Source organism: Pseudoxanthomonas sp. CF125, assembly GCF_900104085.1.
Lineage (GTDB): Bacteria > Pseudomonadota > Gammaproteobacteria > Xanthomonadales > Xanthomonadaceae > Pseudoxanthomonas_A.
The window spans coordinates 177,751-200,611 of the sequence record NZ_FNLD01000002.1; the positions used below are offsets into that span (position 1 = coordinate 177,751).

22 protein-coding genes and 1 pseudogene are annotated in these 22,861 nt (G+C 64.2%); 9 read left to right on the forward strand and 14 right to left on the reverse strand.

What is annotated here, in order from left to right; translation table 11 throughout:
* Positions 1-4 precede the first annotated feature (4 nt).
* From glmU to BLR66_RS10260, 4 genes are all read left to right on the forward strand, one after another.
* Positions 5-1,369 carry a bifunctional UDP-N-acetylglucosamine diphosphorylase/glucosamine-1-phosphate N-acetyltransferase GlmU gene (gene glmU, locus BLR66_RS10245; RefSeq protein ID WP_093285326.1) on the forward strand — a complete coding sequence of 455 codons (1,365 nt, stop codon included), beginning with the start codon at positions 5-7 and terminating at the stop codon, positions 1,367-1,369.
* A 372-nt stretch (positions 1,370-1,741) separates the two neighbouring features.
* Complete coding sequence (locus BLR66_RS10250; RefSeq protein WP_093285329.1) at positions 1,742-2,281, forward strand: demethoxyubiquinone hydroxylase family protein; 540 nt, start codon at positions 1,742-1,744, stop codon at positions 2,279-2,281.
* Entirely contained in the window at positions 2,278-2,772 is a 495-nt protein-coding gene (locus tag BLR66_RS10255; protein ID WP_093285332.1) for a DinB family protein, read from the forward strand. The genes BLR66_RS10250 and BLR66_RS10255 overlap by 4 nt, the downstream gene beginning before the upstream one ends.
* A gap of 81 nt (positions 2,773-2,853) precedes the next feature.
* The gene (locus BLR66_RS10260) at positions 2,854-3,366 is read left to right on the forward strand and encodes a GNAT family N-acetyltransferase (RefSeq protein WP_255402430.1); all 513 of its coding nucleotides are present in this window, start codon (positions 2,854-2,856) and stop codon (positions 3,364-3,366) included.
* 262 nt (positions 3,367-3,628) lie between these two features.
* Here BLR66_RS10260 and BLR66_RS10265 read toward each other — a convergent pair whose 3' ends face one another.
* The 9 genes and pseudogenes from BLR66_RS10265 to BLR66_RS10300 all read right to left on the reverse strand — a co-directional run bounded on the left by BLR66_RS10265 (position 3,629) and on the right by BLR66_RS10300 (position 12,641).
* On the reverse strand, positions 3,629-4,972 hold the full coding sequence (locus tag BLR66_RS10265; RefSeq protein ID WP_093285340.1) for a sensor histidine kinase: 1,344 nt from the start codon (positions 4,970-4,972) through the stop codon (positions 3,629-3,631).
* Positions 4,969-5,247, reverse strand: a complete 279-nt coding sequence (locus tag BLR66_RS19410; RefSeq protein WP_255402581.1) for a hypothetical protein — start codon at positions 5,245-5,247, stop codon at positions 4,969-4,971. Before BLR66_RS19410 ends, BLR66_RS10265 begins: the two co-directional genes overlap by 4 nt.
* A gap of 158 nt (positions 5,248-5,405) precedes the next feature.
* Positions 5,406-6,320 (reverse strand): annotated as a pseudogene (locus BLR66_RS10270) (sigma 54-interacting transcriptional regulator); the annotation flags it as partial.
* Positions 6,321-6,361: 41 nt separating this feature from the next.
* Positions 6,362-6,874: a nuclear transport factor 2 family protein gene (locus BLR66_RS10275; RefSeq protein ID WP_093285349.1), complete on the reverse strand. Its 513-nt coding sequence runs from the start codon at positions 6,872-6,874 to the stop codon at positions 6,362-6,364.
* A gap of 283 nt (positions 6,875-7,157) precedes the next feature.
* The gene (locus tag BLR66_RS19210; protein ID WP_176943834.1) at positions 7,158-7,526 is read right to left on the reverse strand and encodes a DUF3471 domain-containing protein; all 369 of its coding nucleotides are present in this window, start codon (positions 7,524-7,526) and stop codon (positions 7,158-7,160) included.
* 158 nt (positions 7,527-7,684) lie between these two features.
* Positions 7,685-8,920 (reverse strand): ABC transporter permease, encoded by a 1,236-nt coding sequence (locus BLR66_RS10285; protein ID WP_093285358.1) that lies wholly within the window; start codon positions 8,918-8,920, stop codon positions 7,685-7,687.
* A 66-nt stretch (positions 8,921-8,986) separates the two neighbouring features.
* Positions 8,987-10,297 (reverse strand): ABC transporter permease, encoded by a 1,311-nt coding sequence (locus BLR66_RS10290; protein ID WP_093285361.1) that lies wholly within the window; start codon positions 10,295-10,297, stop codon positions 8,987-8,989.
* 71 nt (positions 10,298-10,368) lie between these two features.
* Positions 10,369-11,085, reverse strand: a complete 717-nt coding sequence (locus BLR66_RS10295) for an ABC transporter ATP-binding protein (protein WP_093285364.1) — start codon at positions 11,083-11,085, stop codon at positions 10,369-10,371.
* Positions 11,086-11,345: 260 nt separating this feature from the next.
* On the reverse strand, positions 11,346-12,641 hold the full coding sequence (locus BLR66_RS10300) for an efflux RND transporter periplasmic adaptor subunit (protein ID WP_093285368.1): 1,296 nt from the start codon (positions 12,639-12,641) through the stop codon (positions 11,346-11,348).
* A 196-nt stretch (positions 12,642-12,837) separates the two neighbouring features.
* Here BLR66_RS10300 and glmS point away from each other — a divergent pair, with 196 nt between their 5' ends.
* Positions 12,838-14,664 carry a glutamine--fructose-6-phosphate transaminase (isomerizing) gene (gene glmS, locus BLR66_RS10305; protein WP_093285371.1) on the forward strand — a complete coding sequence of 609 codons (1,827 nt, stop codon included), beginning with the start codon at positions 12,838-12,840 and terminating at the stop codon, positions 14,662-14,664.
* 185 nt (positions 14,665-14,849) lie between these two features.
* On the opposite strand, the gene BLR66_RS10310 is transcribed toward glmS, so the two are convergent.
* From BLR66_RS10310 to BLR66_RS10315, 3 genes are all read right to left on the reverse strand, one after another.
* On the reverse strand, positions 14,850-15,713 hold the full coding sequence (locus BLR66_RS10310; protein WP_176943835.1) for a metal-dependent hydrolase: 864 nt from the start codon (positions 15,711-15,713) through the stop codon (positions 14,850-14,852).
* On the reverse strand, positions 15,710-16,252 hold the full coding sequence (locus tag BLR66_RS19215; protein WP_176943836.1) for a hypothetical protein: 543 nt from the start codon (positions 16,250-16,252) through the stop codon (positions 15,710-15,712). Before BLR66_RS19215 ends, BLR66_RS10310 begins: the two co-directional genes overlap by 4 nt.
* A gap of 350 nt (positions 16,253-16,602) precedes the next feature.
* The gene (locus BLR66_RS10315; protein WP_093285379.1) at positions 16,603-17,661 is read right to left on the reverse strand and encodes an alpha/beta fold hydrolase; all 1,059 of its coding nucleotides are present in this window, start codon (positions 17,659-17,661) and stop codon (positions 16,603-16,605) included.
* A gap of 189 nt (positions 17,662-17,850) precedes the next feature.
* Between BLR66_RS10315 and mddA the strand changes: the two genes are divergently transcribed.
* Entirely contained in the window at positions 17,851-18,621 is a 771-nt protein-coding gene (mddA, locus tag BLR66_RS10320; protein WP_093285384.1) for a methanethiol S-methyltransferase, read from the forward strand.
* A gap of 204 nt (positions 18,622-18,825) precedes the next feature.
* Here the strand turns inward: mddA and BLR66_RS10325 are convergent, their stop codons facing one another.
* Both BLR66_RS10325 and BLR66_RS10330 read right to left on the reverse strand, forming a co-directional pair.
* Positions 18,826-19,341, reverse strand: a complete 516-nt coding sequence (locus BLR66_RS10325) for a DUF2938 domain-containing protein (RefSeq protein WP_093285390.1) — start codon at positions 19,339-19,341, stop codon at positions 18,826-18,828.
* Positions 19,338-20,207, reverse strand: a complete 870-nt coding sequence (locus BLR66_RS10330; protein ID WP_093285395.1) for a class I SAM-dependent methyltransferase — start codon at positions 20,205-20,207, stop codon at positions 19,338-19,340. The genes BLR66_RS10325 and BLR66_RS10330 overlap by 4 nt, the downstream gene beginning before the upstream one ends.
* A 62-nt stretch (positions 20,208-20,269) precedes the next feature.
* Here BLR66_RS10330 and BLR66_RS10335 point away from each other — a divergent pair, with 62 nt between their 5' ends.
* From BLR66_RS10335 to BLR66_RS10345, 3 genes are all read left to right on the forward strand, one after another.
* Entirely contained in the window at positions 20,270-20,698 is a 429-nt protein-coding gene (locus tag BLR66_RS10335; RefSeq protein WP_093285400.1) for a helix-turn-helix domain-containing protein, read from the forward strand.
* Between the two features lie 180 nt (positions 20,699-20,878).
* Positions 20,879-21,580, forward strand: coding sequence for a DUF2306 domain-containing protein (locus BLR66_RS10340; RefSeq protein WP_093285404.1), 702 nt, complete (start codon positions 20,879-20,881; stop codon positions 21,578-21,580).
* Positions 21,581-21,603: 23 nt separating this feature from the next.
* Positions 21,604-22,860 (forward strand): DUF418 domain-containing protein, encoded by a 1,257-nt coding sequence (locus BLR66_RS10345; protein ID WP_176943837.1) that lies wholly within the window; start codon positions 21,604-21,606, stop codon positions 22,858-22,860.
* Position 22,861 lies beyond the last annotated feature (1 nt).

Genomic DNA, 22,861 nt, shown 5'->3' on the forward strand with positions numbered 1-22,861 from the left:
GCACATGGCCGGACCCCTGCACGTCATCATCCTCGCCGCCGGCGAAGGCAAGCGCATGCGTTCGGCCAAGCCGAAAGTGCTGCAGCCCATCGCCGGGCAACCGATGCTGGCCCAGGTCATCGCCGCCGCGCGCGCGTTGAATCCGGCCGGCATCCACGTGGTCCACGGCCACGGCGGCGATCAGGTGCAGGCCGCCTTCGCCGAGCAAACCGATCTGCAATGGGCGCAGCAGGCGCAGCAGCTGGGCACCGGCCATGCGGTGGAGCAGGCCATGCCCAAGGTGCCCGATGCGGCCACCGTGCTGGTGCTGTACGGCGATGTGCCGCTGATCCGCAGCGAAACCCTGCAGCGTCTGCTGGAAGCGCCGGGAAGGCTGGCCGTACTGGTCGCCGAGGTTGCCGACCCCACCGGCTACGGCCGCATCGTGCGCGATGCCGAAGGCCGCGTGGCCGCCATCGTCGAACAGAAGGACGCCGACGAGGAACAACGCCGCATCCGCGTCATCAACACCGGCATCATCGCCGCCGAATCCACCGCATTGAAGCGCTGGCTGGCGCATCTGTCCAACGACAACGCGCAGGGCGAGTACTACCTGACCGATGTGTTCGCCGCCGCCGCTGCCGAATTCAGCGCCGCCGAGATGGTGCTGGTGGGTGAGGCTATCGAAGCCGAAGGCGCCAACGATCCCTGGCAGCTCGCCCAGCTCGAACGCGCGTTCCAGCTACGCCAGGCGCGCGCGATCTGCGCGCAGGGCGCACGCCTGCTGGATCCGGCGCGCTTCGACCAGCGCGGCACGGTAACGGTGGGCCGCGACGTGGAGATCGACGTGGACGTGGTGCTGGAAGGCCATGTGGAATTGGGCGACGGCGTCAGCATCGGTCCGTTCACGCGCTTGAAGGACGTCAAGCTGGGCGCTGGCACCTTGGTGCGCGCGCATTGCGATCTCGACGGAGTCGTGGCCGAAGGCGCCGCGCAGATCGGCCCGTACTCGCGCCTGCGCCCGGGCACGGTGCTGGCCGACGGCGTGCACGTGGGCAACTTCGTGGAAACCAAGAAGGCCACGCTGGGCCTCGGCAGCAAGGCCAACCACTTGACCTACCTGGGCGATGCCGTGATCGGCAGCGGCGTCAATATCGGCGCCGGCACCATCACCTGCAACTACGACGGCGTGAACAAGTTCACCACCACCATCGAAGACGGCGCCTTCATCGGCTCCAACTCGGCCTTGGTGGCGCCGGTCACCATCGGCGCCAACGCCACCATCGGCGCCGGCTCGGTAATCGGCAAGGATGCGCCGGCAGACAAGCTCACCCTCACGCGTGCACGGCAGCAGACGCTCGAGGGTTGGCAGCGGCCGAAGAAGCGGTAGACCTCGATGGAAAGACGTCACCTAACATTTGAGGAATCCTGCGCAAGGACCTGCGCACTACAGCTCGTCGAGTGCGGCGGTCCCACTGCGTCTGGCCTGGATGGTTATGTCTGTGAGAAGTGCGCTGAGTTCCTGGTGGCTCAAACCACCAACTCCGCTCAGCTTGCCGCTGTTCCGTGCGGCTATTGCGGCCAAGCGCACGCCTACGCCGCGGTCCGTGGCGTGCCTGTATGCGATTCCTGTGCACTGCGGGCGCTATCGGCGGCAAGATATTGGTACAGTCATGCCACTGGCTTCAGCTCGATTGGAGCCTAAAGGTTTATTCAAGCCGAAGCCGTTTCGCGGGCCAGCTTAATTCAGGCGTCAAGACTTATGGAACTCGCAGAGCGATCCGTCGTAGATCCTGCATTGGGCGACCGCATCGTCAAGGTCAACCATGCGGGCGAGCACGGCGCGGTCAGCATCTATATGGGCCAGATCCTGATGGCGCGAATCACGGCGCCCGCCATGGTCGATGAACTCATCGAAGTCCGTTCGCATGAGCGCCGCCATCGCGCTCTGTTCGAAGCGGAGTTGCAACGGCGAGGTCGTGCCCGTTGCCGCAGCTACTGGCTGTGCGCATGCGGCGGCTTAACGCTGGGCCTGATCACCGGCCTGCTGGGGGAAAAAGCCATTGCAGCGACTACGGCTGCCGTAGAGAGCGTCGTGCTTCGGCATCTGACCGAGCAGCTCGCGGTGTTGCAAGGCTTGGACCCGGAAGCCATTGCCGCAATTTCCGCCATCATCGAAGAAGAACAACAGCATCACGATCAATCGATAAGCCACGGAGCGGACGGGTTCTGGCGCCGCGTGCTGACGCCGATAGTTTCCGCGTCGACTGAGTCTGTAATCTGGTTGGGAATGCGGTTATGAACCGGACCACTCTCACGGCCATTGCTGCTTTCCCGCAACAGCTCCAAGAGTTCTTTGAAGTGATTCCTACGGATTTCAGGAGCTGGAAGCCGGATTCATGGGAAGGCATCCCCAGCGAACCCTTCAGCGCCATCGAGCAGATCTGCCATGTGCGCGATATCGAAGTGGATGGGTACCACGAGCGCTTCCGGCGCGCGTTGCAGGAAGCCAATCCCACGCTGGAGAACGTGGACGGCGAGACGCTGGCGATGGAGCGCGGCTACGCCGCTGCCGATCCGCTCGAAGTCTTTGCCGCATTCCGCATCGCCCGCGCGAAGACGCTTGAAACCATTTCGACGTTGACGGCCGAGCAGTCCGATCGCACCGCGGTCTTCGATGGTGCGCCGATCACCGTGCGCGGACTGGTGCACATGCTGTGCAGCCACGACCAGCAGCATCTGGCCGGATTGCAGTGGCTGATGGCCAGGATCGATGCCTCGCGGTCCCGCTGAATCCGTGCGATGAACGTGATTCGCCAAAAGCAGCCGAGCAAGCTCGACTCTAAAAGACGGGAGCCGGTTGGTGGGCTGTTATTGCGCGCTGGAACCGAAGCCGACGTAGAGGTGTTGCTGGAAGTCGAACGCCGTGCCGCCGAGCTATTGCTGGGCCATGGCGCCTACGACATCTTCGCCATGCACAGCTTGTCGCCGCAGAACCTCCAGGACGGTATCGCGCAAGGAATCTTGCATGTGGCTGAACTGGAGGGACAGGCAGTAGGCTTCGCGTTGTGCGGCGAAATAGACGGCCATGCGCATCTGTTCGAAATGGACGTCATGCCGGAACACGGCCGTCGCGGCATCGGCGGCGCGCTACTTGAATCAGTCTGCACGGAGGCTTCGGTGCGCGGATTTCCCGCGATGACGCTGACCACGCTGCGCGATGTGCCGTGGAATGCGCCGTTCTATGCCGCGCGCGGTTTCGTTGAAATGTACCCGTCGCAATGGGGACCCCAGCTGGTGGAGATCGTCGCGAGGGAACGGATGCTCGGATTTCCCATGCCGCTGCGGGTGGTGATGCAGCGCAGAGTGGGCGACGGCGCGGACTGATTCAGAGTAACCCGACGAGCCACTAAATGCCCCCTTTTGAAAAAGGGGGCGGGCGCCCGCAAGGCGGGTGACGGGGGATTTGCTCTTGGCGCGAAGAGCAAATCCCCCGCAAATCGCTATACGCGCTTTGCTGCCCCCTTTTTCAAAGGGGGCACACGGCGGGCCGTCTCGCATGGTTGCGAAAACATCGCTGCTCCTGAGTTGATGCCGGATGCCATCACTGACTGGCGACAGAGCCAGCCCTGGAACTTGGCTTCCAGCGCTAACCTACATCCGGCAACTGTATCGCCACGCACAACCCACCGCCTTCGCGGTTATGCATCGACAGCCGGCCGCCATGCGCTTCCACTATCTCGCGCGTCAACGCCAGCCCCAGCCCGGTGCCGTTGCGCTTGGTCGAATAAAAAGGCACCAGCGCATTCTGCAGCACCGCCTCGTTCATGCCGCTGCCACGGTCCAGCACCTCGATACGCAGCCAGTCCGGCAGGCGGGTCAACTTCACGCTGACGGCGGCACCTTCCCCGCCCGCCTCGTGCGCGTTCTTGAGCAGATTCAACAGCGCCTGTTCCATCTGTGCCTGATCGATGCGGCTGCTCATTCCCTCGGTGGGGCTTTCCAGCTCGAATCCGATCTGCCGTTGCAGGCCGGACAGGAAATTCGTCCAGTCCACGGTGTTCAGCAGCGGCTGCGGCAGCTTGGCGAAACGCGCATAGCCGCGGATGAACCCTTCCAGATGCCGCGCACGTTCCTCGATGGTGCCGAAAATCTCCTCCAGCCGCTCGTTGCGTCCGCGCCGGACGAGCTCCGCGCCGGAATGGGCCAATGAAGCGACAGGCGCGAGCGAGTTGTTCAACTCGTGGCTGATCACGCGGATGACCTTCTTCCAGGTCTGCACTTCCTGGCGGCGCAGTTCATTGGTCAGCAGGCGCAGCAACAGCAGTTCGTGCTTGCGGCCGTTGAGACGGAAGTGGCGGCGCGACAAGTGGTAAACCTGTTCTTCCTCGTCTTCCTCTTCGTTGCCGATAGCGAACAGGCTGTCGCCGCCGCGTTGCATGGCCTCGCGCATTTCCACCGGCGCGGCCGACATCAGATCGTCGAAGCGCTGGCCTTCCAGTTTCCAGCCGCTGTGCAGCAGTTTGCGCGCGGCCAGGTTGGCGAACACCACGCGGCGCTCGCCATCGCCGCCGGGCGCTATCAACAGCATCGCCACGGGCGTGTTCTGCACCATCGTGTCCAGCAGCAGTTCGCGCTGCACCAGTCCTTGCCGCTGCTCGCGCAGCACATCGCCCAGTTCCGCGTGCGAACGCACCAGGTCGCCCAGATCGTCTTTTCCTTGCCAATGGATGCCGAAGTTGTACTCGCCGTCACGATAGGTGTTGACGCTGCCGGCGAGCGCGCGGAATAGGGAATTCAATGGCGCCAGCGCGCGCCGTACCACCACTGCCGCCAGCGGCACGATCACCAGTGCGGACAGCAACGCCACCAGTTTCGCGTCGTCCAGCCATTGCAGCAGCAATAGCGGCAAGGCGATGGAGGCCGCCAACAAGGGCAGCAGCCAGAAGAACAGCCGGCCCACGACGGAGCGGCGGATGGTCAGGCCTGTCATCGCTGCCGGCTCATGGAAGCTTGATGCCGAAACGTTCCATGCGCCGGTACAGCGCCTGGCGGCTGAGCCCCAGATCGGCGGCGGCTTGGGCGATCACGCCGCCGGCGCGCGCCAGCGCGGCTTCTATCCCGGCGCGGTCCGGCTCCGTCACCGAAGCCTGTTTCACCATCGTGGCCTTGGGCAGATTGAGATCGGCCGCTTCGATGCGGTCGCCGCTGGCCAGCAGTCCGGCGCGCTGCACGACATTGCGCAGTTCGCGCACATTGCCGGGCCAGGGGTGGCGTAGCAACGCGCTGCGGGCACTGTCGCCGATCGGCTTGTCGGCAGGGCGGAAGCTCTCGGCAAGCGGCAGGATGTCGCCCGGGCGTTCGGCCAGCGGCGGCAGCGCCAGCTCGATGGCATTGAGGCGGTAGTAGAGGTCTTCGCGGAAACTGCCGTCGCGGATCAGGGCGGGCAGGTCCGCATTGGTCGCGCTGATCACGCGCACGGTGACGTGGCGTTCGCGGTTGGAACCCAGGCGCTCGAAGCGGCCAGTCTCTAGCACGCGCAACAGCTTCATTTGGCCGGCCAGCGGCAGGTTGCCGATTTCGTCCAGGAACAGCGTGCCGCCGTCGGCCGCTTCGAATTTTCCTTCACGGGCCTTGTTGGCGCCGGTGTAGGCGCCGGCATCGGCGCCGAACAGTTCGGCCTCGATCAATTCCGAAGGCAGCGCACCGCAATTGAGGGTCACGAACGCGCCGTTCTTCACCGACGAATTGGCCTGCACGATTTCGGCGATCTTTTCCTTGCCGCTGCCGTTGGGCCCGGTGATCAGCACCGGCAAATCGGAACGGGCGACCTGGCAGGCCAGCGCGATCACCCGTTCGCTGGCCGGGTCGTCGAACACCACACCGCGCAGATCGTATTTCTGCGCCAGTTGCTCCTGGCGGGCCCGTTCGCGATTACGGCGCCGGTCCAGCTCGCTGCGCGCCTCGGCCAGTTCCAGCAGGTTGTTGACGGTGGCCAGCAGTTTGCGGTCGTCCCACGGCTTGGCCACATAGTCGGCTGCGCCGGCCTTGACCAGTTCCACCGCGCTGCTCAGATGCGTCCAGGCGGTCAGCAGGATCACCGGCAGGTCCGGGTGCCGTGCGCGGATCTGCGCGAACAGCGCCACGCCCTCGTCGCCCGAAGTGGTGTCCTCGGTGAAATTCATGTCCTGGATCACCAGGTCCACCGATTCGTTCTGCAGCATCGCCAGCCCCGCCTCCGGTGTCTGCGCGTGCAGGGTGGAGATATCGTGCAGCGAGAACAGCACTTCCAGCGCGGTGGCGACCGCGGGGTTGTCGTCGATGATCAGCAGGCTGGGCATGCGGGTTTCAGGGTCTCTGGGTCAAAGCGCGCATCGTAACGTCATTGCGCATCGGCCAGCGCATGGTGCCCGTAGCTCAGCACCCGGGTGATCTGCCACTGGCCGTCGCGCTGGCGCCAGACGATGGCGAAATCGGCGGCGCCTTCGCACTTGCCGCCGTCGAGCTGGCAGAAGCGATGCACGCCCTGGGCGAGGGCGCCGAAATCCTTGATCGGGTAGACCTTCAAGCTACCGGGGATGAGCTGGCGGGTGAAGTGGCCGCAGACGTATTTCTTGGTATTGGCGATCATCGCATCGCGGGTCCAGGTGACGCCGCCGGTGTCGTGGTAGAACTCGACGTCTGGGGAGAAGTAGCCGGCGTGTTCTTCCAGGCGTCCGGGTTCGTTGCAGTGGTTGAAGGCGTCGAAGACGCGGGTGTCGAGTGCGGCGATTTCGTTGGACAGAGGTGCGGGGGCCTGTCCGTCTGCGGGCGATTGTCCGGCGGCTTGCAGTGGTGCGGTATGCAGCGCAGAGGCGAGCAGCGCGAGCAATACGGGTAGACGCAACTTGATCATGAGAAATTCCTGCGAAAGATCAGAAGAACTGGACGCTAACGACGACGGGTGTTTCGGGAACTAGCCCTTCTCCCGCATGCGGGAGAAGGGCTTGCCCCGTACTTGATACGGGGTGGCCGACAGGCCGGATGAGGGCGCGGCTTCGAGTCAGCTGATTCAGCGGCAGCTTGTTCGGCTTCGGCGTTCACTCATCCGCCTTCGGCACCCTCTCCCGCGAGCGGGAGAGGGGCTCGCCTTCATTTTTATGGTTCAACAATCCACTCTTCTTGCGACTGGGCAATCGCTACCGCTTCCTGATCGCCTTGGTCTCGCGCCCATCCATGAACAACACCACCTGATCCGCCTCGCCTGCAGCGTTGACTCCGAAGCTGACCTTCGCGTCCACCGCCTGCACGCGGAACACCGTCTCCGAAATTCCCAGCAGCGGCCATGCGGCCTGGCCCGTTGCCTGCAGCATCAACCGTTCGCCTTCACGCCACACTTTCAATTCGAAACCGGGCGAGATGACGTAGGTGCCCACATACGTGTCCAGCGTGCCTTCGGACACGAACACGCCGCTGTCGGCGGGCGCGTCGGTAGTCTGCGCCGCGACCGAAAGGCAGGCCGAAAAGGCAAGCGCAAGGGACAGCGGAAGAATCAGTATTCTGTTCATGGGCGGCTCGCTCCGGGGGAGGAAGCGACTATAAGCAGCCGACCATGAACCAGGAAAAATCCAAAACTGCGGGAGGGACTTCGGTACCCGAGGCCTTGAGTCCTCGAGTGCCGGGGCCGCAGCCCCTCCCGCAATGAACCTGGATCTATCAGACCGGGTCACGCACTGCGCGTGGCCACCGCCGGAGGTACCGAAGCGGCCTTGCGCGCCGGGCCGTACACCGCGATCTGACCCAGCAGCCATAGCAGCGTCGCGCCGACCGGCAGGTAGATCAGCGGCAGGCGCGGCAGTTCGTATTTGCCCATCAGCAGCTGGTTGATGGCGTAAGCGAACAGCATGCCCAGCACGATGCCGATGGTGGCCAGCAGGAAATTCTCGGTCTGGAAATAGCGCAGGATCTGGCCGCGGGTGGCGCCCAGCGCACGGCGCACGCCGATCTGCTTGGTGCGCTGCTGTACCCAGAAGCTGGCCAGCCCGACGATGCCCAGCGCGGTCACCACCAGCAGGGCGACGATCACCACGCCCAGCATCCAGGCCATGGCGCGATCCTGGCGGTAGTACTCGTTGCGCATGGTCTCGAAGGTCTTCGCATCGTCCTCGGGAATGATGCGCGTGGGCCCGCTGCTCTCCAGGACCTTCAGCGCCGTCTTCATGATCTCGTCGCGGCGCGAAGGATCGGCAACACGCAGCAGATAGGTGTTGCCGGATTCGTAGGTCAGGTTCACCGGGAAGATGGCCGAATATCCGTTCGCCGCAGGGCCGTCGTTGTCGTTCGGACGCACCAGGGTGTCGACGACGCCGATCACGCGGTGCGGATCGTCGCCCCACGAATAGAAACCCTTGCCGATCGGGTCCTGTCCCGGGTAGAGCTTGTCCGCCACCGCCTTGGTGATCAGGACGACCGGGATGTTGCCGTTGAAGCCGGGCCCCTGCAGCGTTTTCCATTCGATCAATTCATTCTGCTGGAATTGGCGCCCGGCGATCAGCTTCAGGCCAAGCGTATCGAACAGATCCGGACCGCCCATGTAGGTCGACAGACTGAGATTGGAAATCTTCTGGTCTTTTCCCAGCCTTACCCCGCTGTTCCAGGACGAGCCACCGAACGGAACCTGAAGACTTGCGGAAGCGGATTTCACCCCGGGAATGCCGCGCAAAGCGGCCAGATCGGCCTTGGTAACCGCGGCGGCGTCCTCATTCCGGGAGATTCCGTTGACGCGGATGCGCACGATCTCGCTTTCCGCAAGTCCGGTAGGGCGTTGCATGCGCTCCAGGCGATTGCCGATCAGGAACAGCGCGTTGCAGACGATGGCGCAGCTCAGCGCGATCTCCAGCACGATCAGGGCGGCGGCGGTCTTGTGCCGCAGCAGGGTGGAAAGAATGGGGCGGATGTCCATGGTGGTTCTCCGTTCTATATCGTGATTTCGACAAGATTCATTGCGATTGGATTCATTGCGATGCGCTCACTGCGATTTGAGCTGGATGGCCGGCGTGACCTGCATCGCGCTCCAAGCGGGCAGCAGCCCCGCCAGCAAGCTGGCGACGATGGCCAGGACCAAAGTCGTCACCAGCATCACCGGGTCCAGATGCGCCAGCGAGGCATAGTCGGACGGCTGCTGGCGTACGGCCCAAAGGCCCAGCATCGCCAGGCCGAGGCCCAGTATTCCTCCTGCGATCCCTATCGTTCCCGCCTCCACCAGGCATTGCATGAAGATGGCCCGGCGCGATGCGCCGAGCGCACGCCGCACACCGATCTCGCTGCCGCGGCGCAGGAACTTGGCCAGCAGCAGGCCCACCGTATTCAACAGGCACACCAGCAGGAAGCCGAATGCCAGCCAGGTCTGCAGACGCACATCGCCCGGCACCACCTTGTTCTCATCCAGCCAGGTCATGACGTTGCTCAGGCGCGTATTGGTAGGCCGTTCGAAGCGGCCGGCCTTGCGCTGCTGGTCGGAATAGTTGATCAGGTACCGGCGATAGGCCGCTTCCTTCTCCGCGCTGTCCAACTGCACCCAGTACTGGATCCACGCACAGGGCGCGTTGAGGCCGTTGGAACCTTCGGGGTCGTCGTTCGGCTCATCCCCCCAGCAGGTCATGTCGCCGCTGCTCCCCAATTTCAGCGCGCGTGAGGTCGAGAAGGGGATATAGACCTCCTCGCCTTCGCCGTAATGGCTCTGGGTGAGGTCGAAGAAGCGCGGCGTCGGACGCCACTTTTCGGTCACGCCGATGATGCGGAACTCGTGCTCGTTGAGGCGGATGCTCTTGCCGACGCTGTTGCCGCCGAACAGCTTGTCGTTGAGGTCCTTGGTGATCACCGCCACCCGCTCGCGCGCCTCGTCCTCCTTCACTCCCCAGCCCTGGCCGTAGGCGAAAGGAACGTCGAACATGTCGAAGAAATCGCTGGACGTATAGCGCGATTCGACCGTGAAGGGGGTCATGCCCTGTTTCTCGGGCTGGATGGCCAGCCCGCCCGCCGACATCATCGCCTGACGGTCGCCGCGCTTGTCGCGCAGCAAGGCTTCGGAATCGAAGCGCGTCATCTGGCTCTGGGGATCTTCGCCTGCGACGTAGCCATCCATCGTCGCCGGATCCATCTGCACGTAGAACAGCTTGCCGCTTTTCTGCGGTATCGGATCGCCGGACAGCACGTAGAACACGGTCAGTGTGGTCATGCTGGCGCCGATGCCCAGGGCGATCGCCAGCACCATCAGTGCGGTCAGCACCTTGTTGCGCTTGAAGCTGCGCAGTGCGAGTTTGAAATAATAGCCGAACATGTTTCTCTCCCTATGGCGGGCATTGCCCGCCGCGCGCGGTATCGGTTGGTCCTGGGCGGGCGATGCCCGCTCTACAACGTTGCTTCGGCGGACTGGGCCACGCGGATCAGGCTTGGTTCCACCGACAGATCGGTGGCCATACCGTCGACGATGTGCACGTTGCGCTGCGCGCGCGCGGCCAGTTCCGGGTCGTGGGTCACCATGACGATGGTGGTGCCTTTGGAATTGATGTCTTCCAGCAGTTCCAGCACGCCGCGCGCCATCTGCGAGTCCAGGTTGCCGGTCGGTTCGTCGGCCAGCAGCAGGCGCGGTTTGCCGGCCAGCGCGCGGGCGATGGCCACGCGCTGCTGCTGGCCGCCGGAGAGTTCGGCCGGGAAATGCTTCATGCGCGAGCCCAGGCCTACCTGAGCCAGCGCTTCCTCGATGCGTTGCTTGCGTTCGCTGGCGGGCATGCCGCGGTAGCGCAGCGGTACATCGACGTTGTCGAACAGGTTGAGGTCGGGGATCAGGTTGAAGCCCTGGAAGATGAAGCCGATCTTCTGGTTGCGCAGGCGGCTGCGCGCATCGTCGGACAGGCCTTTCACGTTCTCTCCATCCAGGGTGAATTCGCCGCCGGTGAAGTTCTCAAGCAAGCCGGCGATGTTGAGGAAAGTGGTCTTGCCCGATCCCGACGGACCGGTGACGGCGACGAATTCGCCTTCTTTCACATGCAGGTCGAGCGAACGCAATGCGTGCGTTTCGACCATCGCGGTGCGGTAGACCTTCGAGACCTGGCGCATGTCTAGCATTGGAGTTTCCTTTGTCGGTGATTGATGTTGGTGATTTGTTTCGGTGTCAGTGGTCTTGCGGGAAGCACGTAGCCAACACCGCCGCCATGAACCTCCCCCTTTGAAAAAGGGGGATCAAGGGGGATTCGCTCTTGCCCCTGCTGCTGCTTCTGCTCGTGTTTCCGCACTTCATGAAATCAGGATCAAGAGCAAATCCCCCATAGCCCCCTTTTCCAAAGGGGGCAAAAGCCGTGCTTCCCGGTTCATTGAGACTTTGCATATCAGTGGATGGTCACGCGTTCGGCATCGCCGAACTGGTCGCTGCCGGAGACGACGATTTTTTCGCCGGGCTGCAAGCCGGAGACGATCTCCACCGCGCCCAGGCTGCTGACGCCGGTCTGGATCGGGCGGCGCACGGCGCGGCTGCCGTCGACGACATAGGCGAAGCGGCCGCCGTCCTGTTCCAGGAACGAACCGCGCTCGACCATCAGCACGTTGCGGCGCGTGTCCAGCACGATGCGCGCGGATAGGCGCTGGTTCTGGCGCAGGCCCGGCGGCTGCTTGCCCTCGGCGAAGCGCAAGCGGGCGTTGACCTCGCCGTTGACCACTTCCGGCGACACCGCCGACACCTGCGCGGCGTACTGGATGCCGTTGCTGGTGATCTGCGCCGGCATGCCGATGGCCAGATCACGGGCGAAGCTTTCCGGCACCTTGATTTCGACTTCGAACAGGCTCAGGTCCACCACGCTGAGGATCGGCGCGTTGGTGGCCACGTTGGTGCCCTGCGGAATCTGCACCTGGCCGATCTGCCCGTCGAAGGGCGCGCGCACGGTGAGCGCATCGACCTGGCGCTGCAACTCGGTCACCACCGCGCGCTGACGGTCGGCCAACAGGCGCTTGTTGCGCGAATCCAGCCCGGCGCCTTCGCCCTGCAATCCGGAGTCCTTGCGGGCGGCGGCCAGGCCGATGTCGGCCTTCTTCAGTTCGTCCTGCGCCTTGGCGTATTCGTTCTGCGAAACGGCCCCGCCCTGGTAGGCGCGTTCGTAACGCTCCAGGTCGCGCTGGGCGGCGGTGCGTTCGATCTGCGCCTGGTCCAGCAACTTGGCTGCGGTGGAACGGGTGATCTGCGCGTCCAGCAGAGCGCGGCTGGCTTCGGCTTCCATGCTGGCCAAAGTCGAACCTTCCTGGGCCAGCTTGCTGCGCAGTTCAGGGCTGTCGATTTCGGCCAGGGCCTGGCCTTTCTTCACCACATCGCCCGCCACCACCTTGAGGGCGACCGTGCCGCCGGCGATGGCGTACAGGGTCGGGCTGTTGGCGGCGATGACCCGGCCGTCGGCCGAAATATCCCGCACCAGGTCGCCGCGAGTGACCTCGGCCACACGCACCTTGGAGGCATCGAACGAACGTCCGCCGGACATCCAGCCGCTGATCACCCAGACCGCCAGCGCCAGCACCGCCGCGCCGGCGATGCCGCCGATCAGCCATGGCTTGCGATTGCGCCGGGTCGAAGCCACCGGCTTGATCGCATGGTCCTGGGCCGAAGTGTCGCGGATGCGGAAAGGGTCGCGGGTTTCCATGGGGCGGTCTGGTGTCCGTAGGCTAGGTCTTGGATGTCATAACCGAAGCAATGGTTGTGCCAATCTCAAGTCATTGAATGAAAAGAAAATATTGGGCGGACACAGTGTCCGCGCGGACACTTTCGGCGTCCGTGCGGACGGTCCGCCGCGGTTTCGGCGTTTACACTGGACACCCAGAAGACAGGAGCGGTCATACATGTGCGGCATCGTTGGCGCGATCGCGGATCGCGATGTGGTTCCGGTACTCATCGAAGGACTGAAGCGGCTGGAATACCGCGGCTACGACTCGGCCGGCATCGCCGTGGTCGAGGAACGCGACGTACGCCGCGTGCGCCGCACCGGACGCGTGTCCGAGATGGAGAGCGCCGCGCTGGCCGAAGGCTTCCACGCCCACCTGGGCATCGGCCACACTCGCTGGGCCACCCATGGCGGGGTCACCGAAGCCAACGCCCATCCGCATATCAGCCAGGGCGTGGCCCTGGTCCACAACGGCATCATCGAGAACCACGAGGAACAGCGCGAACGCCTGCGCGGGCTGGGCTACCAGTTCGAATCGCAGACCGACACCGAAGTCATCGCCCACCTCATCCATCACTATCTGAAGGAAGGCAACGATCTGCTCGCCGCGCTGCAGCGGGCGGTCAAGGACCTGACCGGCGCCTACGCATTGGCCGTGGTCAGCCGCAAGGAACCGGACCGCATGGTCTGCGCGCGCATGGGTTGTCCGCTGCTGGTGGGTCTGGGCGAAGGCGAGAACTTCGTCGCTTCCGATGTCTCGGCGATCCTGCAGGCCACGCGCCGGGTGATCTTCCTGGAAGAAGGCGACACCGCCGAAGTCGGCCGCGGCGGTGTGCGTGTGTTCGATTCCACCGATACCGAAGTCTCGCGCGAAGTGCACGTCTCCGATGTGTCGCTGGCCTCGCTGGAGCTGGGGCCGTACCGCCACTTCATGCAGAAGGAAATCCACGAACAGCCGCGGGCCCTGGCCGACACCATCGAAGCGGTGATCGACGGCGGTTTCTCGCCCGAGCTGTTCGGCAAGAACGCCGAAGCGGTGTTGCGCGACGTCGAAGGCGTGCAGATCCTGGCTTGCGGCACCAGCTATTACGCCGGACTGACCGCGCGCTACTGGATGGAAGCCATTTCCGGCTTGCCGTGTTCGGTGGAGATCGCCAGCGAATACCGCTACCGCGCCGCCTTCGCCAATCCCAAGCACTTGATCGTCACCATCTCCCAGTCCGGCGAAACCCTGGACACGATGGAAGCGCTGAAGTACGCCAAATCGCTGGGCCACAAGCACACGCTGTCGGTGTGCAACGTACCGGAGAGCGCCATTCCGCGCGCCAGCGAGCTGGTCTGCTACACGCGCGCCGGCGCCGAGATCGGCGTGGCCTCCACCAAGGCCTTCACCACCCAGCTGGCGGCGCTGTTCCAGCTGTGCGTGGTACTGGGCAAGATCCGCGGCGCGGTCAGCGAAGCCGACGAAGCCGACTACCTGGAACAACTGCGCTTCCTGCCCGGCAGCGTGCAGCATGCGCTCAACCTGGAACCGCAGATCGCGATCTGGGCCGAAAAATTCGCCAGCAAGCAGAACGCGCTGTTCCTCGGCCGCGGCCTGCATTACCCCATCGCGCTGGAAGGCGCGTTGAAGCTGAAGGAAATCTCCTACATCCACGCCGAAGCCTATCCGGCCGGCGAGCTCAAGCACGGCCCGCTGGCGCTGGTGGATGCGGCGATGCCGGTGGTGGTGATCGCGCCCAACGACAAGCTGCTGGAAAAAGTGAAATCCAACATGCAGGAAGTGCGCGCGCGCGGCGGCGAGCTGTTCGTGTTCACCGACCAGGACAGCAACTTCACCGAATCAGAAGGCGTGCACGTGATCCGCACCCCGCGCCATGCCGGCGTGCTCAGCCCCATCGTCCATACCATTCCGGTGCAGCTGCTGGCCTATCACACGGCTTTGGCGCGTGGCACGGATGTGGACAAACCGCGGAATCTGGCTAAGAGCGTTACGGTGGAATGAGATTCGGGTAGGGACGCGTCCTTCTCCCCTTGAGGGAGAAGAGCCTGCCCCGGACTCGATACGGGGGTGCCGAAGGGCGGATGTGGGGTGAGAGCGTAGCGAGACCTCTGACGTTGCGCCAAGATCAAAATGGATCCCAGCTTTCGCTGGGATGACGATGATCCTGGGGCGAGCGCAACGAGCGCTCAGGCAGCTTGCTCCCATGCTTTGCGCTGCGTGCGCCCGGTGGCGACGACCGTTGGAGGCGCGGTGGCCGCCAGACGCGTCAACACCTTTTCGGCCATCGTATCGTCGGCCATTTGCGAAGGGTGGAAGCCAGGCCGCAGGTAGTCCAGCAAATGCCGCAGCGTGCGCCTTAACATGTGATGGCCCGCACCCAGGTGCGAACGGATCTGCGTCCAGGTCTTCCTGCGCCACAACAGTCGGTCCTGGCGTAGCAAAGCGATCGCCTGGCCGCCCATCAGCAGGTAGAACAGGCCCACCGTCAGCGCGAAGCCGAGCAGCCTGACCGGATAGCTGGGAGCCATGTGCTGCAGCAGATCGAACGCCACACGCCGGTGCTCTATCTCTTCGGCGAAGTGCCATTCCATCAGGTCCTTGATCCTCGGGTCGGCGTCGGCCAGCACGTTCTGGGAAAGGAATTCGTGGCCCACGTAGGCGTTGATGTGCTCCACGCAACTGACCAGCGACACGCGCAGCCACAACGGGCCCAGCTTCTCCATGGTGCGGAACACGAGCTTGTCCACGTTGCGCTCGAACACGCGGAATCGGTAGCCCTGGTCGTCCAGGTTTTCCCAGTAGCGCACATGGGCAACGCCATGCTGGGCCTCCTGGTGGATGAACTTCGCGCAGCGTTCGCGCAATCGCTGGTCGTGCAGCTGCGGCATGCACTCTTTCAGCGTGCGCACGTAGAAGCCCTCGTTGGCGGGCACCAGGATGGTATAGGCGTTGAGGAGGGAAGAGACGAATTCGTTGCCCGGCAACCAGTGCTTGGGAATATCGGAATCCATTTTCGATACGAAGCGGCGGGGAGTGATGGTTTCGTTCATGGGTAAATCCCTATGCCAGAAGCGGCATCGTCGTGAAGGAGCGGCCGGCAGCGTGAGCGCGCCAGTTTCCTGGTTGGCGACTCGCTGAAAACGGCAGATGGCTTGCATATGCCAGAACCGTCCGGGCAAGTCGTGCCCGGGTCGTGGCCGTTGAGAGAGCAGCTCAGGCAAGTAGGCGGCTGCTTGGCGAACGCATTGCTCGGGCCGATGGAAACCTTGAGGGTTTCGACGCCGAATGGCCGGCTCCAGCCGGCGTACACATCGTGGTGAGTCGTCGCCCCCGGCTTGTTGCGCGACAACGCCGGATCGGCGGGATCCGGGTCCGAGCATAGTCCCAACGATGTTAGGGAAAGCTCAGGGTTGTTGCCGGAACCGTCCGAGCGCTTCCTGGTCGACGAAGGGACATGGTGGACGGTCCAGCCCGGGTCCAGCGGACCGCGCATCCAGTCCAGGCGCGGATTGGATTGCCAGCGCGGCATGCCGCCGTCCTGTGCGTCCGTCTGGATGGCGTCGTCGATTTGGTGGTTGTAATAGGTCAATTCGAAATCGAGAACGTCGGCCCAACCGCTACCTACCAACCCGCAACTGTAGCAGGCGATGGGGGGGCAACGGCCGCAGCCGGGTGGGATGCGTTGTGCAGTTTCGGCAAGGGTAGGGTTGGTCGCACATGCGCTGCCAAGCGCGCTTGCCTTCAGGCCGCATGCTCACTTTACGAAGCGGCCGCCGACCCAGCTACTGGCGAGGGATATTCACGCGCACCCACTTTGGGTAGAACGAAATGCCTGTTACCGCAATGCGCCGCCTTGTAGAGCCGAGCTTGCTCGGCTGCTTTTCGATCCGTGGAAAGCTTCAGCCGAGCAAGCTCGGCTCTACAAGGACGCGGGGTGCTTCAGCGCGGAAGGTCCGCGTCGCGCAACAGGGCCATGGCCTGCGTGCGCGAGCGCACGCCCAGTTTTTCGAAGATGCGGGTCAGCGCATTGCGCACGGTCTTGTCGCTGATGAACAGCGACGCGGCGATCTGCGCGTTGGTGCGGCCGGCGACCAGGCCGGCGACGATGGCGCGTTCGCGAGCGGTCAGCACGGACAATCGCGCATCGCTGTCGCTGACGCCCTCGCCGAGGAATTGCAGCACTTCGGTGCAGAAGCGTTCCCACGCCGGCTCGTGCTCCAGCAGCACGTGGTTGCGCGATTCCAGCTCCACGAACCGCGAACCGGCAATGCCCGCCGCCAGCAAGCGCCCTTCCTCCAGCGGCACCACGCCGTCCTGGCGCGCGTGCAGCACCAGCGTGGGCACGGTGATCCGTTGCAGCAGCGACACGACATTGATGTGGCCGCGCGAATCGAGCAGCGCGCCGGCCGCCTCGGCGGTGGTGGTAGTGCGCGCCAGTTCGTTGAACCACTGCACCTGCGCCTCGGTGGCTTCGGGGATGAAACGCGAGGTGAACAATTGACGGAACACCGGGTTCTCGTTGGCCCAACCCACCCGTGCGATGTCGGCGATGGCGTGGTACAGGCGCGCGCTTTCCTCATCGCCGCGCTCATAGGGTCCGCGCGCGTAGGCGCCGTACAGCACCAGTTTGGACACGCGCTGCGGATGCTTGGCCGCATACGCCACGCACGCCGCCGCGCCCTGCGATATGCCCAGCAGGGCGAACGGCCGGTCGATTGCCGCCGCGTCCACCACGGCCTCCAGATCGCCCAGCCAGTGCTGCAGGTTCAGGCCGCGCGGGTCGCCGCCGGTCATGCCGCAACCGCGTTCGTCGTAACGCACGAAATGGAAATGGCCGCCGAAGAAACGCGACCAGTGGCGCCAGATCGGGCTTTCCAGGTCGTATTCCAGGTGGCTCAGCCAGTTGGCCGCCTTCACCAGCGGCTGGCCCGCGCCCATCGACGCCCAGGCCAGGCGCGCGCCGCCGCCGGTGGTCAGGTAGCGGATGGATTGCTGCATGGGTGGCTCCCTGAAGGGACTGGACCGGAGTGTAGCCGGGACATTGTTCATCCATCGAACACGCAAAACAGGCGCACGTCGGGACATTGCTCACCTGCCAGGCGCACGCCGCGCGGACGATGCTATGGCGTCCGTTTTCCGCTGCGCGTGCTTGGGGGCACGCTTTTCGCCATTGCATCGAGGTCGCCGATGAAACGTTCCCTGATCCTGCTTTACGGCGTGGCCTGTTACGCCGTGTTCTTCGCCACGTTCCTGTACGCCATCGGCTTCATTGGCAACCTGTGGGTGCCCAAGGCCATGGATTCGGTGCGCAGCACCAGCGTCGGCGCCGCGGTGCTGATCGATCTGGGCCTGCTGGCCCTGTTCGCGCTGCAGCACAGCGTGATGGCGCGGCCGGCGTTCAAGCGCGCGTGGACCAAGATCATTCCCGAATCGGCCGAACGCAGCACCTACACGCTGCTTTCCAGCCTCGCATTGATCCTGCTGTTCTGGGCTTGGCGCCCGATCGGCGGAGTGGTCTGGAGCGTGGAAAACGAAACCGCGCGCATGGCGCTCTACGCGCTGTATGCGGTCGGCTGGGCGCTGTTGCTGTACACCACCTTCCTGCTCAACCATTTCGACCTGTTCGGCTTGCGCCAGGTATGGCTGCAGTTCCGCGGGCGGCCGTACACCCATTTGCCGTTCAAGACGCCCACCCTGTATCGCTGGGTGCGCCATCCCTTGTACGTGGGATGGCTGACCATCTTCTGGGCCACGCCCACCATGACCGTCACCCATCTGCTGTTCGCGCTGATGACCACCGCGTACATCCTGATCGCCATCCAGCTGGAAGAGCGCGACCTGGTGGCCGCACTGCCGGAGTACGACGAGTACCGCAAGCGGGTGCCGATGCTGGTGCCGGGCACCAAGCGGCGGGAAGGCGGGAGCGTGGGCGTGGCTGCGCGACGGTCGGCGGGTTGAGGTTGCATAGGGTGGGCTCCAGCCCACCAGTGGCCGAACATCGGCGCTTGGAGCGCGCTCGCGACGTGCAGGAAGACGTCATATTTATTTGCGAAGGATTCTGCGAAAGATATAGAGAAAAATGACTCGTCGTCCCCGCCTTCGCGGGGACGACGGGACAATTTTTCAGTTTCAGTAATTGTTCTAGAGACCGTCAACAGGTTTTCAGAAGTCCTTCAACCATAGATCCACTGCTTTCATCGTCCATCCAGCCGCATACAGGCCAACGCCGAATACCGCATGGGTAACCAAACTGTTGAGGCGCGCAAGCGCAGGCCGCGGTGCGAGGCGGGCGGCTATGCCCATGCCCATGCCGGGCTGCATCAGCAGGAACGGCGCGGCCACGCTGCCGATGCCGACGACCAGCGCAGGAACCAGAGTGGGCTGGCGAGTCCAATCGACGCCGAAGACAGCGAGCAGCAGACCCGAAAAAGCGATCCCGCTCGCGTAGTGCGCCAGCAGCCCCACTATGCGTTCGCCCGGCACCGGCGGCGATGCCGTGATCGGCGTGTGGCGGAACCTGCCGCGCGGCAGATAGGCGAACCAGCGGCCCACCAGGGCATGGTCCAGCGCCGCAATACCGAACAAGCGCTTGCGCAGGAACATCCACAGATCCATGACCAGCGTTGCGCCCACGCCGATCGCAATGGCGCACCGAACAATATCCAGCTTCCCGTTCATCGCGCGCTTCCTTGCGCACGCGCGGAAACGTGCCAGCAGGCAGCATCGAAGCGCACCTCGCCGCCATGCACGTAGGGCGCAAACGCGGCGCGCAGCGGCTCGATGATCCGCGCCCGCGTGCGTTCGTCCGCGTCCTGCAGCAGCTGGCCCACCGGCCCCAGCCATGTCAGATAGGGGACCAGACCGTCTTCCGGCATGGCGCAGGCCACATCGATCGCTTGTACGTCGATGTCCGACCAGCCGCTTTCCGCCAGCACGGCACGTATGCGGTCGGGATCGGCGAATGCGAACTGCCCGGGCCCGCCCGGTGGGCGCACGGGCAGATTAGGCAACAGAGGCGCAGCGACGCGTTCGGCAGTGGTCATGAAGGGATTCTCCGCCGCGCTGCGCCACGCGATGAAGGACAGCCGCGCGTCTGCGCGCGCGGCGCGGCGCAGATTGGCGAAGGCCCGCACGGGGTCCTCGAAGAACATCACGCCGAAGCGCGAAACGATCAGGTCGAAATCCGCTCGCTCGAAGGCATGGGCCTGCGCATCGGCAGCCAAGAAGCGTACGTTGACTTGTTCCTGCGCCGCGCGATTCCGCGCCACGGCGATCATGGGTTCCGAAAGGTCGATGCCCACGCATGCGCCCTGCACGCCAAGCCGCCGCGCGATGGCAAGGGTGGTGGCGCCAGTACCGCAACCCACATCCAGCACGTGCGTTGCGGCGCCCAGCACGCCGTCGCTGGCCAGCAAGGCTTCGAACGGCGCGAACAGCTGGTCCAGCAATCGCTGGTTGTGCACCCACGCGCGCCCGGCCGACCCGTTCCAGAGCGTTTTCTGATCCACGCCGGACTGCGCCGGCGCCTTGGTTGGCTTGTCCATCTCTTGTCTTCCCGTGGCTAAAGTCGCACTGTGCAACTTAAAGCCAACTTGAGGTCAAGCGCGTGAAGAGCCTGGACATCTCCGAAGTCGTCCAAAGCGCTGGCGTGCCGGCTTCGACATTGCGCTTCTACGAGGAAAAGGGACTGATCGCCTCCATCGGCAGGCAAGGCCTGCGCCGACAGTTCAACTCCAATGTGCTGGAACGGCTGGCGCTGATCTCGATGGGACGCGCCGCCGGCCTGAGCCTGGACGACATCGCTGCGATGTTCGGCCCCGACGGCCAGCCGAGCATAGACCGCAAGTTGCTCGCCACCCGAGCGGACGAATTGGAAAAAGCGGTCCGCCGACTCAGCGTCATGCGCGACGCCTTGCGCCACGCCGCTGGTTGTTCCGCACCCAGCCATATGGAGTGCCCCACTTTCCGGCGCATTCTGCGAGCGGCGGAAAGCGGAGCATTTGCGGAGCAGCGAATCAAGAAGGGATTGCGTTAGGCGTGCACACCACCATGGAATCGAGCGCAGCGATTGCGCGGCGCGATGCCTTTGCATACGCAACGCATTGAGCGATCCCTATCCTCAGTCAGTGCCGTCTCCCGACTTTTTCCGCTGCAAACATGGTAGTTGTGCGAACTAGAGTGATCGGATCGGCAACTCCGCCGGGACGGAACGCTCATGGATACTTCTACCGCCGCGCTGGATGAACTGCTGGCGCCACGCACCACTTTGCGTAAAACCAACTTTGGCGCTGGCCGCAGCATCGCCAAGGCCATCGCCTGGGGCGCGCTACTGTTGCTCGCCCTTTATTACGTGCGCCACAGCGTCATTCCCTACTTGGAAGTGCGCCCGGAAATCTACGATTACCTGTGGCCCAAGCGCGGCTGGTTGTGGCTGCACCTGAGCGGCGGTGTGCTGACATTGCTGCTGGGCTGGCTGCAGTTCGTCGGCCGCCTGCGCAGCGCCTATCCGCGCTTCCATCGCTGGACTGGCCGCGTCTACCTGATCGGACTGCTGGCGGCCGCCACCGGCGCGACCGCCATGGTGCTGACCACGCCGCTGGGCTGGACCACCGCCTACGCCTTCGCAGTCATGATCGGTGCCTGGCTGATCACCGCGCTGCTGGCCTGGCTGGCGATCCGCAAGAGCGACATCGCCACCCATCGTGAGTGGATGCGGCGCAACTACATCATCACCTTCGCCTTCGTCACTTTCCGCCTGGCGGGCAAGATTCCCGGCCTCTACGGCATGGGCAGCCTGCAGGAGGTGTTCACCACCTTCGGCTGGATGAGCTGGACCGTGCCTCTGCTGCTGAGCGAAGCCTTCCTCGCGGTGCGCCGACTGCAGGCGCTTCCTTCACCCACGGTAACCGCACAATGAGCGCGTCGGATTTGGAAATCGCCATGCCCATCACCCCTCCGGCTCCGTCGGCCGCATCGGGCAACGCGCCGCTCAGGCCCCTCCTGGCCAGCGAGCGGGCCGAATGGCTGGACGCGCTGCGCGGTTTCGCGTTGCTCGGCATCCTGCTGATCAACCTCACCGCTTTCAGCGGTTACGCCTTCGTCGATCCCGCCAGCAAGGCCGCATTGCCGTGGAGCGGTGCCGATAGCGTGTTGGAATACTTGGTGCACGCCTTGGTGGAAGCCAAGTTCTATTCCTTGTTTTCGTTCCTGTTCGGCCTGGGCTTCGCCATGCAGCTGCAGCGCGCCGAACAGCGCGACGGCGATTTCCGCAGCGTGTTCCGCCGCCGCATGGCCTGGTTACTGGTGTTCGGATTGGCGCACGCAGTGTTCGTGTGGTTTGGCGACATCCTCAATTTCTACGCGTTGATGGGCTTCGCGCTGTTGTGGTTCCGCAAAGTGTCCACGCGCGTACTGTTGGGCGCGGCGATTTTCTGCCTGACCGCGCCGGTCTGGCTCTACGCCGGCTACCTGCTGATCGTGCAGCTGTCGCATGCCGCGCCCACCGCCGCGCCGGAAGGGGGCGCCCGCTTCGCCGCCATCATCGACGCTTATGCGCATGGCGGCTACGGCGATGTGGTGCAGTCCAACGCGATGATCTACGTGTTCGCCTGGGTGCGACGCATCTACCGCTTCCAGCTGCTGCGCATCTTCGGCATGTTCTTGCTCGGTGCCTGGGCCGGCAGAGTAGGTTTGCCACTGGCGCGCGAGGCTCTTCGCCCGATGCTGCGGCGCTGGCTGCTGATTGGCGTCACGGTGGGGCTGCCGATGAACCTGGCCTTCGCCGCGCTGGGCGGCAACGATGCCTTGCTGCCGGCCAGCGCGAAAGGATTGCTGTCGATCGCCATGGGTTCGGTCGGGATTCCGTTGCTGAGCCTGGCTTACTTCGCCGCATTCGCGTTGTACTGGCGCAAGCTGCGCGGCAGCGGAAACCTGTTCGTCGCCAGCGGGCGCATGGCCTTGACTCACTACCTGAGCCAGAGCCTGGTGTGCGTGACGCTGTTCTATGGCATCGGCTTCGGCCTGTTCCAACGGGTCAGCTACGGCGTTGGCCTGCTGATCGCATTGGCGGTGTTCCTGGGCCTGGCGCTGCTGTGCCGCGCGTGGCTGAAGTTCAATCCGCAGGGGCCGATGGAAATGCTGTGGCGCAGGCTCGCTTACGGGCGCCAGCGTCCGGCGGACGCATTGGCGACGGAGTGAG